Source organism: Neorhizobium sp. BT27B (assembly GCF_050455485.1).
GTDB lineage: Bacteria > Pseudomonadota > Alphaproteobacteria > Rhizobiales > Rhizobiaceae > Neorhizobium.
In genome coordinates, this window is sequence record NZ_JBCIYT010000002.1 from 451,014 (window position 1) to 464,206 (window position 13,193).

17 protein-coding genes and 1 pseudogene are annotated in these 13,193 nt (G+C 60.5%); 8 read left to right on the forward strand and 10 right to left on the reverse strand.

Annotation, left to right across the window (positions count from 1 at the left end):
• The first annotated feature begins 32 nt into the window (after positions 1-32).
• From AAIH70_RS07605 to AAIH70_RS07615, 3 genes are all read left to right on the forward strand, one after another.
• Positions 33-488, forward strand: a complete 456-nt coding sequence (locus tag AAIH70_RS07605; protein WP_430033826.1) for a DUF1036 domain-containing protein — start codon at positions 33-35, stop codon at positions 486-488.
• Positions 488-1,927 (forward strand): pyruvate kinase, encoded by a 1,440-nt coding sequence (gene pyk, locus AAIH70_RS07610; RefSeq protein ID WP_132271583.1) that lies wholly within the window; start codon positions 488-490, stop codon positions 1,925-1,927. Before AAIH70_RS07605 ends, pyk begins: the two co-directional genes overlap by 1 nt.
• Before the next feature lie 75 nt (positions 1,928-2,002).
• Positions 2,003-2,545, forward strand: a complete 543-nt coding sequence (locus AAIH70_RS07615; RefSeq protein ID WP_245518998.1) for a GNAT family N-acetyltransferase — start codon at positions 2,003-2,005, stop codon at positions 2,543-2,545.
• Here the strand turns inward: AAIH70_RS07615 and AAIH70_RS07620 are convergent.
• From AAIH70_RS07620 to ykgO, 3 genes are all read right to left on the reverse strand, one after another.
• Positions 2,542-3,582, reverse strand: a complete 1,041-nt coding sequence (locus tag AAIH70_RS07620) for an alpha/beta fold hydrolase (RefSeq protein WP_132271584.1) — start codon at positions 3,580-3,582, stop codon at positions 2,542-2,544. The genes AAIH70_RS07615 and AAIH70_RS07620 overlap by 4 nt on opposite strands.
• A 100-nt stretch (positions 3,583-3,682) precedes the next feature.
• A complete protein-coding gene (locus tag AAIH70_RS07625) occupies positions 3,683-4,465 on the reverse strand; it encodes a hypothetical protein (protein WP_132271585.1) in 783 nt (260 codons plus the stop codon).
• A gap of 80 nt (positions 4,466-4,545) precedes the next feature.
• Entirely contained in the window at positions 4,546-4,671 is a 126-nt protein-coding gene (ykgO, locus tag AAIH70_RS07630; protein ID WP_132271586.1) for a type B 50S ribosomal protein L36, read from the reverse strand.
• A gap of 225 nt (positions 4,672-4,896) precedes the next feature.
• Between ykgO and AAIH70_RS07635 the strand changes: the two genes are divergently transcribed.
• Positions 4,897-5,397, forward strand: coding sequence for a PaaI family thioesterase (locus tag AAIH70_RS07635; RefSeq protein WP_207908210.1), 501 nt, complete (start codon positions 4,897-4,899; stop codon positions 5,395-5,397).
• A 19-nt stretch (positions 5,398-5,416) separates the two neighbouring features.
• Here the strand turns inward: AAIH70_RS07635 and AAIH70_RS07640 are convergent, their stop codons facing one another.
• From AAIH70_RS07640 to AAIH70_RS07655, 4 genes are all read right to left on the reverse strand, one after another.
• A complete protein-coding gene (locus AAIH70_RS07640; RefSeq protein ID WP_132271587.1) occupies positions 5,417-5,977 on the reverse strand; it encodes a hypothetical protein in 561 nt (186 codons plus the stop codon).
• Between the two features lie 68 nt (positions 5,978-6,045).
• The gene (locus AAIH70_RS07645) at positions 6,046-7,107 is read right to left on the reverse strand and encodes a 5-(carboxyamino)imidazole ribonucleotide synthase (RefSeq protein ID WP_132271588.1); all 1,062 of its coding nucleotides are present in this window, start codon (positions 7,105-7,107) and stop codon (positions 6,046-6,048) included.
• Positions 7,108-7,112: 5 nt separating this feature from the next.
• Positions 7,113-7,580 carry a 5-(carboxyamino)imidazole ribonucleotide mutase gene (purE, locus tag AAIH70_RS07650; RefSeq protein WP_132272532.1) on the reverse strand — a complete coding sequence of 156 codons (468 nt, stop codon included), beginning with the start codon at positions 7,578-7,580 and terminating at the stop codon, positions 7,113-7,115.
• Positions 7,581-7,621: 41 nt separating this feature from the next.
• Complete coding sequence (locus tag AAIH70_RS07655) at positions 7,622-7,825, reverse strand: YdcH family protein (RefSeq protein ID WP_132271589.1); 204 nt, start codon at positions 7,823-7,825, stop codon at positions 7,622-7,624.
• A gap of 406 nt (positions 7,826-8,231) precedes the next feature.
• Between AAIH70_RS07655 and AAIH70_RS07660 the strand changes: the two genes are divergently transcribed.
• Positions 8,232-8,408, forward strand: a complete 177-nt coding sequence (locus AAIH70_RS07660; RefSeq protein WP_132271590.1) for a YdcH family protein — start codon at positions 8,232-8,234, stop codon at positions 8,406-8,408.
• Between the two features lie 168 nt (positions 8,409-8,576).
• Here the strand turns inward: AAIH70_RS07660 and AAIH70_RS07665 are convergent.
• Both AAIH70_RS07665 and AAIH70_RS07670 read right to left on the reverse strand, forming a co-directional pair.
• A pseudogene (locus AAIH70_RS07665) lies at positions 8,577-8,845 on the reverse strand (ArsR/SmtB family transcription factor).
• Between the two features lie 86 nt (positions 8,846-8,931).
• On the reverse strand, positions 8,932-9,696 hold the full coding sequence (locus AAIH70_RS07670) for a sulfite exporter TauE/SafE family protein (protein ID WP_132271591.1): 765 nt from the start codon (positions 9,694-9,696) through the stop codon (positions 8,932-8,934).
• Positions 9,697-9,914: 218 nt separating this feature from the next.
• Between AAIH70_RS07670 and AAIH70_RS07675 the strand changes: the two genes are divergently transcribed.
• A complete protein-coding gene (locus AAIH70_RS07675; RefSeq protein ID WP_132271592.1) occupies positions 9,915-10,568 on the forward strand; it encodes a thiamine phosphate synthase in 654 nt (217 codons plus the stop codon).
• A gap of 8 nt (positions 10,569-10,576) precedes the next feature.
• Positions 10,577-11,683, forward strand: a complete 1,107-nt coding sequence (locus AAIH70_RS07680; protein WP_165931921.1) for a tetratricopeptide repeat protein — start codon at positions 10,577-10,579, stop codon at positions 11,681-11,683.
• Here the strand turns inward: AAIH70_RS07680 and AAIH70_RS07685 are convergent, their stop codons facing one another.
• Complete coding sequence (locus AAIH70_RS07685) at positions 11,684-12,034, reverse strand: hypothetical protein (protein ID WP_132271593.1); 351 nt, start codon at positions 12,032-12,034, stop codon at positions 11,684-11,686.
• Positions 12,035-12,252: 218 nt separating this feature from the next.
• Here AAIH70_RS07685 and AAIH70_RS07690 point away from each other — a divergent pair, with 218 nt between their 5' ends.
• Positions 12,253-13,053: an inositol monophosphatase family protein gene (locus AAIH70_RS07690; RefSeq protein ID WP_132271594.1), complete on the forward strand. Its 801-nt coding sequence runs from the start codon at positions 12,253-12,255 to the stop codon at positions 13,051-13,053.
• Positions 13,054-13,193 lie beyond the last annotated feature (140 nt).

The window sequence follows — 13,193 nt, forward strand, 5'->3', positions numbered from 1 at the left end:
GGGATCCGCCGGAAACCGTGTCGAAACCATCCTTGTTTTCCTTCACCGCTCTTTTGTCACCAACTCTTTTCGGGCTGGCGCTTGCCGCTGCCGTGCCGCTGTTTGCGGCAGGCGAAGCACGCGCTGATTTCCGTGTGTGCAATGGCACGCAGAACCTCGTCGGTGTCGGTATTGGTTACCGCGCCCAGGAGGGCTGGATTTCCGAAGGCTGGTGGCAGGTCCCTGCCTCAAGCTGCGCCACTCTGATCGAGGGTGAGCTGCAATCGCGTTATTATTATCTCTATGCCGAGGATTCAGCCCGTGGTGGCCGTTGGACCGGCGAAGTCAGCATGTGCGTCGCCGAAAACGAGTTCAAGATCACCGGCGTCGGAGACTGCTTTGCCCGCGGTTACCAGAAAATGGGCTTCAAGGAATATGACACAGGCCGTCAGGGAAGCTGGATGGTCCAGCTCTCCGACAATACAGGCACGCAGGAAGGCCAGAACTGATGAAGCGTAATCGCAAAGTAAAAATTCTTGCAACACTCGGTCCGGCGTCGTCCGAAGAGGCGATGATCGAGAAGCTGCACGAAGCGGGCGCCGATCTCTTTCGTATCAACATGAGCCACGCCAGCCACGACATGATGCGCACGCTGATCACGCGCATCCGCGCGGTGGAGGCCCGTTCGGGCCGCCCGATCGGCATTCTCGCCGACCTCCAGGGACCAAAGCTGCGCGTCGGCAAGTTTGCCGATACCAAGGTTACGCTGACCCCCGGCCAGACCTTCACGCTCGACAACAACGAAGCGCCGGGCGATGAAAATCGCGTTTTCCTGCCGCATCCGGAAATTCTGACATCGGTGAAGGTTGGCGACCGCCTGCTGATCGACGACGGCAAGCTGGCGCTGAAGGCGACCAAGGTCGATGGCAAGTCGATTGTCTGTACCGTCGTTGCCGGCACCAGCATTTCCGACCGCAAGGGCGTCAGCCTGCCCGACACGCTGCTGGAAGTCGGCGTTCTGACCGACAAGGACCGCGCCGACCTTGACGCCGTTCTGGCCACCGACGATGTCGACTGGGTTGCGCTTTCCTTCGTGCAGCGCCCGGAAGATCTGGTCGAAGTTCGCCGCATTTCCGGCGGCCGCGTCGGCCTGATGTCGAAGATCGAAAAGCCGCAGGCTCTCGAGCGCATCGAAGAAATCATCGAGCTTTCCGATGCGCTGATGGTGGCCCGTGGCGACCTTGGCGTTGAAATGCCGATCGAAATGGTGCCGGGCATCCAGAAGCAGCTGACCCGCGCCTGCCGCCGCGCCGGCAAGCCTGTCGTCGTCGCCACGCAGATGCTGGAATCGATGATCACCGCACCGGTGCCGACCCGCGCCGAAGTGTCGGACGTGTCGATCGCCGTGTTCGAAGGCGCCGATGCCGTCATGCTGTCGGCCGAATCGGCTTCCGGCCAGTATCCGGTCGAAGCCGTGTCGATGATGGCGTCGATTGCCCATACGGTCGAGCAGGATCCGCTTTATCCGAGCATCATCTACGCACAGCGCGCCACGCCGGAAGCAACCGGCGCCGATGCGATTTCGCTGGCTGCCCGCCAGATCGCTGAAACGCTGAAACTGGCGGCCATCGTCACCTATACCTCGTCGGGCACGACGGGCCTGCGCGCCTCGCGCGAGCGTCCGAACGTTCCGATCCTGGCTCTTTCGCCGAAGGTACAGACGGCACGCCGCCTGTCGGTCTGCTGGGGCCTGCACTGCGTCGTCACCCATGACGCGACGGATCTCGACGACATGGTCAACCGCGCTTGCCGCATCGTTGCCGAAGAAAGCTTTGGCAAGCCGGGCGACCGCATCATCATCTCGGCCGGTGTTCCGCTCGGCACGCCGGGCGCCACCAACATGGTGCGCATCGCCTATATCGGCGCCGACGGCCAGAGCGCCGTCTGAGGTTTTGCAGAGATTGCCATGACTTTCGAGCGGCCGGAGAAATCCGGCCGTTTCTGTTTTCCAGGACTGTGTCTGATGACCTCTTTGCCAATGCCGACGATCCCGACACTCGTTACCGAGCGCCTGACACTACGTGTCCCGCGCATGGAAGACTGGCCGTCCTATGCGGCCTTCATGGCCACCGACCGCTCCATCTATATGGGCGGGCCGCATGAGCAGGCGATCGCCTGGGGCATGTTCTGCCATGACGTGGCGCAATGGCATCTCTTGGGGCACGGCTCGCTGATGATCGAGCTGCGCGAAGGCGATGCCGCTGCCGGACAATGTATCGGTCAGGTCGGCATCAATGCCGGGCCACTATTTCCCGAACACGAACTCGGCTGGCTGCTTTATCTCGGTTTCGAGGGTAGAGGCTATGCATTCGAGGCGGCCAACGCCATGCGCGACTGGGCATTTGGGGCGCTCAGCCTTGAGACGCTGGTGAGTTATATTCATCCCGAAAATACGGCGTCCTGCCGTCTGGCGGAACGGCTGGGCGCGGTGCTGGATGCCGATGCGGCGCGACATGATCCTGCCGATCTGGTCTATCGGCATCCGGCATCGATGGCTGCCGCTTAGTTTCTTTCGATCGACGCGCCCATCGCCGACTGCGCGGGCACGCCGCTCTGCTGCAGTCTTGTCTCCACCACCTTGGCGGTCGCCTGCAAATCGCGCTCGAACCCCGCCACCTTTTCGATTGCCGCGATACACAGGTCGGTGATGACGTAATCCGGTTTGTGGCCGAGGCCGTGGACCATCACCAGTTCGGAGCCAGTGATATCGCGGGCGAGCCCTTGCGAGTGGATTTCTTCGAGAACGATCGGGTCGCTGTCGCCGGTGATGATGACCGTCGGTGCCTTGATCTCCCGGTAACGTGGCGCGATGCGGGCAACATAGTCGTGGAGATTAAAGACGTCGGTGGCATTGGCGCGGAACGTTGATGGGCGCAGGACGAGGGCGGGGGCGCCTTCGTCGACATAGCGCTCGCGGCGCAGGTTGGGGCTGAAGACGGATTTTGTGGCGCCATCCATCAGCAGCAGGCCGGCCGGCAGCGAGGCAAGGCGGGTGAACAGCCAGCCGATCACCGGCCGTGATGCCAGTCCGTAATACCAGTCAACACCGCCCGGCCAGGGATGGGTGGCGGGGGAGAGGAACACCAGCCCAGCCGTCTTTTCGGGGTGGAAGACAGCGAAGCTGGCTGCGATGGCGCCGCCGAACGAATGCGAGACGATGACAGCGCGCTGCATTCCATAGGCGTCCATCAGCTTGGCGATGGCGGCTGCCTGTCCGTCCGGCGTGTCGTTTTCGTGCCCGCCGCGTTGCGAATATCCGTGGCCGGGGCGATCGACGAACAGCATTTCGGCACGGCCGCGCAAGGGAGCGAGAAAGGCTGCCTCCTGATCACGCAAGTTTCCGCTGGCGCCGTGGATGAAGACCAGCGGCGGCAGGTCGGCATTTTTTCCGGCCGGCACATGCAGGGCGTTCATGCGGTAGCCGCCGATATCGGTCAGCGTGCCGATATTGGGAAAACGCCGCTCGATGGCGGCTGCCTGCCATGCGGTGAAGCCAAAGGCGGCGGCAAGGAGGAGGGCAAGGGCGGCGAGAGCTGTGATCATCAGGCGGAGGGGTCTGGACAGGTTCGTGCGGGCGGGGTGCGGATGGTGCATTTACGGGATAACGGCTCAGGCGCCCGATAAGTTTCCGACGCCCGGCCGATCAGGTACGGCTGCCGGCAATTTTTTCCGACAGCTTTTCCATCTGCTCGCGGGCTTCCTTGTCGGCCGGGTAGATGGCCAGATATTGCGCCAGCGCCTTTTCGGCGAGCGCATCTTCCTCCGCTTCCATCAGGATCGCCGCCATGCCGGCAATGGCGCCAAAATGGCGCGGCTCGCGTTTCAGCACTTCGTTGATGTCGGCCATGGCCTTGCGGCGATCACCCATCGTGTAATGCAGCGTGGCGCGCTGCTGCCATGCGCCGGTGAAGTCTGGATCGATCAGCGTGGCACGGTCGAGGAAATCGAGGGCGGCGCCGTTATTCTTCTTTTCTACCGCCTCGGATGCCCATTGCAGCAGAAGATCGACGGTGGCGCTGCCAGACTCAGTCCAGCCGGTTTGGATCTCTTCGGCGAGGTTCTTGGCCTTGTCCGGGTCGCCCTCGCGTTTCAGCTGGGCCAGAAGGCTGTCTATTTTCGCGGAGGGTGACAGGTTCTCGGCCGGTGCCGGTGCGGCCTTGGCCTGTTCCTGCGGCCTGGTCTGCGGCGCTGCCGGCGTATCGACATGCCGTTCAGGCAGGGGCGGCAGCGGCTGGGCGGGGGCAGGGGATTTTGGCGGGATGGTTACGCCCGGCAGCGTATCATTGCCCGGAGCAGCGCCATTCGGCGTTTCCTGCGCCAACGCGACAGCGGACGGCGAAAGGCCGACCAGAGGCATCGTGGCGAGAGCGAGGGCGAGCGGTGAGGCAAAACGGAAAAAGCGCATGGCGGAAAAGATAATCCGCATGCGCTCAATATCAAACCGAAATCGGTCTTTTATCAACAATGTGATCCGCAGCGGCCTTGCATGAAAGCCGCCAGCCACAATCAGCCCTGACGAGCCTTGAAGCGCGGGTTCAGCTTGTTGATGATGTAGATGCGGCCCTTGCGGCGAACCAGACGGTTGTCGCGGTGACGAGCCTTCAGCGCCTTAAGCGAATTCTTGATCTTCATTGCTTTGATCCAGCAGTCTGTGGGCCGTTAAGCCGCTTGTCTCTATCAATCAAAAGCGCACCGCTTTGTTTGTCAAAGGAAGGCGCGCCTTTAGGTTGGCGTCGAGATACAAGCAGCGTTGGCGCATGTCAACCATATGACGCGGTTTTCCGGGGCTTCTCGCGCAGTCACCGCCGATTTTTCGCAGCTTTGCCACAGGTTAATGCCGCTTTGCGGTGATTGACAATGCCTGCATGCGTGCAACTCTTGGCCCTCATGCACGGTTTGACGGGAGGGAAGGTGGTGGATCTCACGAACATGACGGGTCTGGAACTGCTGCAGGCCTCGGCCGCGGGGCTGATTCCCGCCGCCAGCATTTCGCAAACGATGGGAATGAGGGAGATGGAGGTGGAAAAGGGCCGAGTCGTCATCCATGCCCGCGCCGACAGCCGTCATCTCAATCCGCTCGGCGGTGTGCATGGCGGTTTTGCTGCGACGCTGCTCGATTCGGTCACGGGCTGCGCCGTGCACAGCATGCTCGATGCCGGAATCGGCTTCGGCACGGTCGATCTTGGGGTGAAGATGATGCGGCCGGTGCCGCGCGATCAGGATCTCGTCGCCGAAGCGCGGGTGACGCATCTGTCGCGGTCGATCGGGATTGCCGAGGGGACGTTGAAGGATGCGGATGGCCATCTGCTGGCCAGCGCCTCGGCCACCTGTTTCATCAAACCGCCGAAGGCGGGATAGTTTTCAGGTGCTGAAATCGTCAATGAGAGATTGTCGTTTCTGCGCGAGAACTGCTGACTTCGATACGAGTAGCGCCAGCATTCTCAAGCAGTTGAAGGATTTCCCAGAAAGCTCCAGAGTTGGCCGTTCCGAAGTCAACACTGATGCAGTTGGACTCGATCAGCATGGAGTGAATGGTTTCCGACAACTCGGCGTTGGGGTCACGGCGTGAATCTTCTGGATCGAACCAGAAACGGAACCAGTGAGACAATTGATCGGGCGGCAGGCCCTCGAGATCATGGCGGATGAGCACATCATCCCACTGCAGGCACTTGATCGACAGAGAAGTCTTGCCGAGCGTTCCGACGATTGGATCGAAAGTGAGAACGTTCTCCGCTTGAAAGTCTACAATCTCGTGACGACCGTCGTTCTTAATGAAGTCAACGCAATAGAGACGCTCAAACAACTCGCTTTGCTCGCCTAACTGCAACTTCACCTCGGATGCGCCTTGGCTGCAGGCTGCCTGTTGCTGCTCCATAAAGGCGCGAAATTGATCGACATAGTGGTTGCGTATACGCGTCAGAAAATCAGCAGTGTCCATGTCGTGGAGCGAACAGTTGGCAGGGTTGGTGGAAAGTTCAGGCTTTGCGTGAATTATGAGCTTTTGGCCTAACCGATCAGCTGGGTGACGTGGCCCATCTTGCGGCCCGGCCGCGCTTCGGCCTTGCCATAGAGATGGACGTAAGCATTCTTGCGCTTCAGCCATTCCGGCAGGTCGTTGATGTCGTCGCCGATCAGGTTGGTCATTACGCAATCGGAATGACGGTGCGGATTGCCGAGTGGCAGGCCCGAGACCGCGCGAATATGTTGCTCGAACTGCGAGATGATGCAGGCGGCTTCCGTCCAGTGACCGGAATTGTGGACGCGCGGGGCGATCTCGTTGGCGATCAGGGCGCCATCCGGCATCACGAAAAACTCCATGCCGATGACGCCGACATAATCGAGCGCGGCGAGCAGCTTTTCGGCTGCCTGACGTGCTGTCTGCGCCGTCGTGTCGAGCACGCGTGCGGGCAGGGTGGATGTGTGCAGGATGCCGTTGCGGTGGACGTTTTCGGCCGGATCGTAACAGGCGATAGCACCATCGATGCCGCGAGCGGCGATGATCGACACTTCGCGCTCGAAGGCGACAAAGCTTTCGAGGATGAGCGGCACGCCGCCGAGCGAATCGAAGGCACCGGTCAGGTTTTCGCCGCCGCGGAACACGCGCTGGCCCTTGCCGTCATAACCCATGCGGCAGGTTTTCAGCACGCCCTGTCCGCCGAAATCGGCAAGCGCTGCTTCAAGGTCGGCCTGGCTGTCGACCGCGTGGAATTTGGCCGTCTCGATGCCGCAGCCGTTGAGGAAGCGTTTTTCGGTCAAACGGTCCTGCGCCACGTCCAGCGCCTTTGCGGGCGGATAGACCGGCACGGTGCGCGCCAGCGTTTCGGCGGCGGTGACCGGCACGTTTTCGAATTCATAGGTAACGATATTGCAGAGGCGGGCGAGTTCCTCGAGTGCGGCCGGATCGTCATAGGCTGCGGTGATCTGTGCATTCGCCACCTGGGCTGCAGGACAATCGGCCTGCGGTTCCAGAATGATGGTGCGGAAGTTCAGGCGGGCAGCCGCCATGGCCAGCATGCGGCCAAGCTGGCCACCACCGATAATGCCGATCGTCTTCATCTCAGGTGTCATGCGGCTCAGGGTGCCTCGTCGATAGGGTATTCTGCGACCGCTTCGGTGTGTTCGGCGCGGTAAGCGTCAAGCCGGTCGGCGAGGTCTTCGTCGGACAGTGCCAGAACGGCGCCTGCGAGCAGGGCGGCATTGATGGCGCCGGCGCGACCGATTGCCATCGTGCCGACCGGAATGCCGGCCGGCATCTGTACGATCGAATAAAGACTGTCGAGGCCGCTCATCGTTTTCGACTGAACCGGCACGCCGAAAACCGGCAGCGGCGTCAGCGATGCGGTCATGCCCGGCAGATGCGCTGCACCACCGGCACCGGCGATGATGACCTTGAAACCTTCGTCGCGCGCGCCCTTGGCAAACTCGTACATCCGGTCCGGCGTGCGGTGGGCGGAAACGATGCGGGCCTCGTAACCGATGTCGAGAGCATCAAGTGTATCGGCGGCGTTCTTCATGGTTTCCCAGTCGGACTGGCTGCCCATGATGATGGCGACGGCGGGTCTGTCGGTCACGGCAAAACCTTTCAGGCGATGATGTCGGGAAGGATCTGGTCTTCGAGCTGGGTCATCTTGTCCTTGATGACCAGCTTCTTCTTTTTCATGCGCTGGACGCGCAGGGCATCGGCGCCGACCTTGATCATGGCATTGATGGCGACGTCGTAATCTTCGTGCTCCTGACGCAACCTCGCCAGCGCGAGCCTGACATCCGCCTGCTCCTGATCGGCCATACCCTTTGTCCCCATTCCATTCCGGGTCTCTATGGACCCTCAATTATCGCGCAAGCTCCTACCATCAAACGACGGGAACGACTAGCCTTGCACAACGCCAAATGAAGTGACGGTTACCGCTGAACACAACTTCCGTGGGGAGGCGTAAACCACTGTTGCCGAATCCGGCTGTCTTGATGGTTTCATACTGGGCCGCTTTGCAGCCTTGGCGGTAGCAGGATAACGGAACGCAATTTTATTTTAGAGATCGATCATAATTCGTTATCAATGCCACGATTTTGCCACTCAGTTATCAAGATTTCACCTTCGACATCGGGCTTTGATCGTGTCACACTTCCTTCGCAAACCTGAGGCCTCCAACCGAATGGATGGCTGGAGGCAGGTATAAGAAGGAAGGATATGCCACATGACCGTACAGGCTCATATTGCATCGCTTGAGAAGAAACACGAGGTTCTTGAGGATGAACTTCAGAGTGTTCTTGCGTCTCCCTCCACGGACGATCAGGAGATCGTGCACCTTAAAAGACGCAAGCTGCGTATCAAAGATGAGCTGGAACGCCTGAAGGGTTCCACGCGTCACTGATCCTTTTTCAGTAACGAGTTTCGGGCCGTCGCCGGATCACCAATATGTGGTTCAAGCGGCGGCCTTTTCATTTGTCGCGACGTGTAATTGCAATGCAAACAACGGCTTGACTGGCATGATCTGACAAATCAGTTCTCCGACCTGAAGCGTTTGTTGAACGTGTGCGCCTCAGGCGTTCTCGCCCCAGAACTGGTCGAGCCAGAGGTTCAGCCTGTCGAAACCGCCGACATTGATCGCATAGATGCGTCGCGTGCCTTCGGAGGTCACCGTCACCAGATTGCAGTCGAGCAGCGCCTTCAGATGTTGCGACACCGCCGGGGGCTGATCGGCAGGCCTTTTGCCAGTTCGTTGACGGTTTTCGGCGCCCGCCGAAGTTCTTCGAGCAGGTGCCGGCGGTTCGGGTCGGCGATGGCGGTGAAGGGGTCGATGGCTGTCATGGCGGGCAGGCTATGTCATAGGTCCTGTCCCATCAAGACACATTGTGCAGTGCAGCGAGGTTTGTTCCCGTCACAGTGTCGTGTGGTTACATCAGGCCGTCCCAAAGCAGTTTCAGGCCGGCCGCCAGAGCCAGCGCATACATCAGCGGATAGAAGAGTTCGATCTTCATGCGCCGCACAAGCGCCGCGCCGGCCATCGTCGCCAGAAAGGCGATCGGCAGCAGCGTGGCGGAGGCCGTGAGGTTTTTCGTATCGAAGGCGCCGAGCGCGAAATAGGGAATGACCTTGACCGCATTCACCAGCGCGAAAAAGCGCACGCTGGCGCCGGTATAGGCCCGCGGATCGAGCCGCATCGGCATGACGTAGATCTGAAAGGGCGGCCCGCCGGCATGGGCGACAAAACTGGCGTAACCGGACAGCATGCCCCAGAAATTGGCGGCGACAGGCCGATGCGGCAGTGGCTGTGTTTCGTGATCGGCAGGCGTCATCCATTTCTGCTGGAAATAACGCAGGGCAAAGAGAATGGTGGCGACCGCGATGACGACACGCAGCGCATCGGCCGAGACCATGGCGGATGTCGCCCAGCCGAGCGCAATGCCGACAATGCCGCCGGGCAGGATCATCAGCAGCGTCTTGCGGTCGTTGAATTTTCGCCATGCCCACAGCGCCACGATATCCATGACGATCAGGATCGGCAGAAAGATCGCTGCCGCTTCGACCGGGCCGACCACCAGAGCCATCAGCGGAACACCCATTAGCGCCAGCGCGCCGCCGAGCCCGCCTTTGGACAGACCGACGAGAATCACGGCCGGAACCGCCGCGAGAAAGAAATCGAGCGAAGGGAGAAACATGAAGCGGTGTTGATCCTTGTGTCGCTCCGGTTTATCGGATTTGCCAGAACAGGCGCATCGACCCGAAAACCGGATTAGGTTTTCGGAAAGTACGATGCGCAGCTCCTAAACGTCCATAGTCTCCTTTGTTCACCAAATATGGCGCACAAAGGAGACTATGGACGAGGGCGCGATGCCGGCAAACGGTTCGCCTCGCAACTCGAAGAAATGGAAACACCATGTCCGCATCCGAAGACCGCTGCCGCCTCGTGCTGATCCTGCCCGATCTGGCGGATGATGCGGCACTCGTGGAACAGCTCACCGCCGCCCTTGAAGGCGGCGATGTCGCTTCGGTGATCGTGCCGCAATATGAACTCGCCGAGCAGGCGTTTCAGGCGCGTGCCGAAAAGCTGGTGCCGATCATTCAGGAAGCCGGCGCCGCTGCGATGATCTCCGGCGATAGCCGCGTGGCCGGCCGTGCCAAGGCCGATGGTCTGCATATCGTCGGTCCGCTCGAGGAACTCGGCGAAGCGATCGAAAAGTTCACGCCGAAACTGATGGTCGGTGCCGGTGCGGCGGCCGATCGCCACAAGGCGCTCGAAGTTGGCGAATTGCGCCCGGACTATATTTTCTTCGGCAAGCTGGAGGGTGACATCAAGCCGGAAGCGCATCCGAAAAATGTCGCACTTGGCGAATGGTGGTCGTCGATGGTGGAAATTCCCTGCATCGTCATGGGCGGCACGGATGCCGCATCTGCCGTCACCGTGGCCGAGTCGGGTTCGGAATTCGTGGCCATGCGACTGGGCGTGTTTTCGCATGCCGGTGGCCCGCGCGCGGCCGTTGCGGAAATCAACGCTGCCTTGGACGAAAAAGCGCCACGGTTTGGCGCTTGATGGGTTTCATGAGCCGCGCCCCCAAGTCACCGATTCTTAAAAGCCTTCTGCCCGCCATGGCCATCGTCTCGGCGCTTGCGCCGACTTTAGCCGAGGCGCAGCAGTCGAAAACGACGCCGCGTGCGGTCTCGCGACCCGTTGAAACCGGCGCACAGTCGTTTCGTGGTGCCCGCGATGCAGGCGAAAACGGGCAGGGCGGCGAGATCCCGTCCAGCGGCGTGACGCTCTATCAGCGCATGGGCACCGAGTTGCCGGCGCTGCCGCCGGAAAAGCCGTTCACTGGCAAGATCGACGAGGCTTATGGTGCCTATCAGCGCGGTCTTTACATCACGGCGCTGTCGATCGCTTTGCCCAAGGCGGAAAAGGGCGATGCTGCTTCGCAGACGCTGGTCGCGGAAATGACCATGCGCGGGCAGGGCATCAAGCAGGATATCAATTCCGCCGCCTTCTGGTTCGGCCGTGCCGCCGAGGGTGGTGATCCGGCCGCGATGTTCCAGTATGCGCTGATGCTGATTTCCGGGCGTGGCGTCAAACACGACAAGGCCAAGGCCGATGAATATATGCGCAAGGCAGCCGAAGCCGGCAATTCGTCCGCGCAATTCAACTGGGGGCAGATCCTGATTTCCCAGAACCCCGGTGAAAAGGGAATGAAGCTGGCGTTGCCTTTTTATGAGAAGGCGGCTGTGCAGGGGCTGGCGGATGCGCAATATGCGGTATCCCAGCTTTATGTGTCGATCAGGGATCTGCCGGCTGAAAAGACCAAAAGAGCACGTGAATTTCTGGAGCGGGCCGCCAAGGCCGGTTTCGATACGGCGCAGCTCGACATGGGCATCTGGCTGGTCAACGGCGTTGGTGGCGATCGCGATTTCGATCAGGGCTTTACCTGGCTGCGGGTCGCTGCCGTGCGCGGCAATGTGGTTGCGCAGAACAAGCTGGCGCATCTCTATATCAACGCGCTCGGCACACGGCCGGACCCGGTGGAAGCGGCAAAATGGTATGTGCTGTCACGCCGTGCCGGACTGCCTGATCCGGTGCTCGAGGATTTTTATCTCGGCATCAACGAGGAAGTGCAGAAAAAGGCGGTCGAAGCCGCCAACCGTTTCCGCCGCAGCTGATCAGCTCATCGATGCTTTGAGAGCATATAGTGCGCCGCGGATGATAAAGCCGTGAGCGACGGCAAGGATGAAAACGGTGAATAGCCACAGGGCGAGGTAGCGGCCCTGAATGGCTGCTATTCCCTTGTTGATTTTCGGCCCCAGCGCGAAAAGCAGTGTCGCCAACGCGGCGGCACCCGGCAGCAATGACAATGCAAAGCCGGCCGAAGTGAAGGTGCCGGGTTCAGCCCAGAGCGCGAAATGAAGCGGCAATTGCGTGCCCGCCGGCAGCGCGACCGCAAGGCCGATCGAAAGAGAACTCATGGTGATCAGCAGGCCAAGGCTGACAAACAGCGGCAATGCGATGGGCAAGTCTTTATACTCCTGCTGCTGAGGCGCAACCTTCAAGGTTTCGGCCCCGTTTTGCCGCTTGTCGCAAAGGTGATGAGAACTGGCAAGTATCAACTATGTCGCGGCTCACTTGAATTTCCCTCGGTTTTATGGTCATGAAGCCGCACATCACGACAAACTGACAAAATAGACGTCCCGGCCGACGAATGCGCGGGACTCAATCCCCAAGGATTTCCCGCATGGCACGCTCCGCCCTTCTCAACGTCATGGTCCAGGCTGCCGTCAAGGCGGGCAAGTCGCTCACCCGCGATTTCGGCGAGGTCCAGAACCTGCAGGTTTCCGTCAAGGGACCGGGCGATTTCGTTTCGCAGGCCGATTTCAAGGCCGAAAAGATCGTTCATGACGAGCTGATGAAGTCCCGCCCGACCTACGGTTTCCTCGGTGAGGAAGGCGGCGAGGAAAAGGGTACCGACGGTGCGCATCGCTGGATCGTCGATCCGCTCGACGGCACCACCAACTTCCTGCACGGTATTCCGCAGTTCGCTGTCTCGATCGCGCTGGAGCGCAATGGCGAAATCGTCGCCGGCGTGATCTTCAACCCGGCAACCGATGAACTCTTTACCGCCGAAAAGGGCGGTGGCGCCTTCCTCAACGACCGTCGTCTGCGCGTTGCTGCCCGCCGCGTGCTTTCCGATTGCGTGATCGGCTGCGGTGTTCCGCATCTCGGCCGCGGCAATCACGGCAAGTTCCTGGTCGAACTGCGCCACGTCATGGGGGAAGTTGCCGGCGTGCGCCGCATGGGTGCGGCAGCTCTCGACCTCGCTTATGTTGCTGCCGGCCGTCTCGACGGTTTCTGGGAAGCCGAACTGCATCCGTGGGATGTCGCTGCCGGCCTGATCCTAATCCGCGAAGCCGGTGGTTTTGCCTCCGACATGAAGGGCGGCCAGAACATGTTCGAAACCGGCACCGTGGTCGCCGGCAACGAACTGATCCAGAAGGCGCTGCTCGAAGTCTCCAACCGCCCGATTCCGGCGCGCTAAAACAGCGTAGAGAGATATGCTGCCTCACTCCGTCGATTTGCCGGGGTGAGGTAAAATCCCCATGCTTTTCCAGTGCTTCGGCACTTCAATTCGTCGCAATTTTAAACTAGCCTTCGTTCACGATATGCGGAGGCTGCATT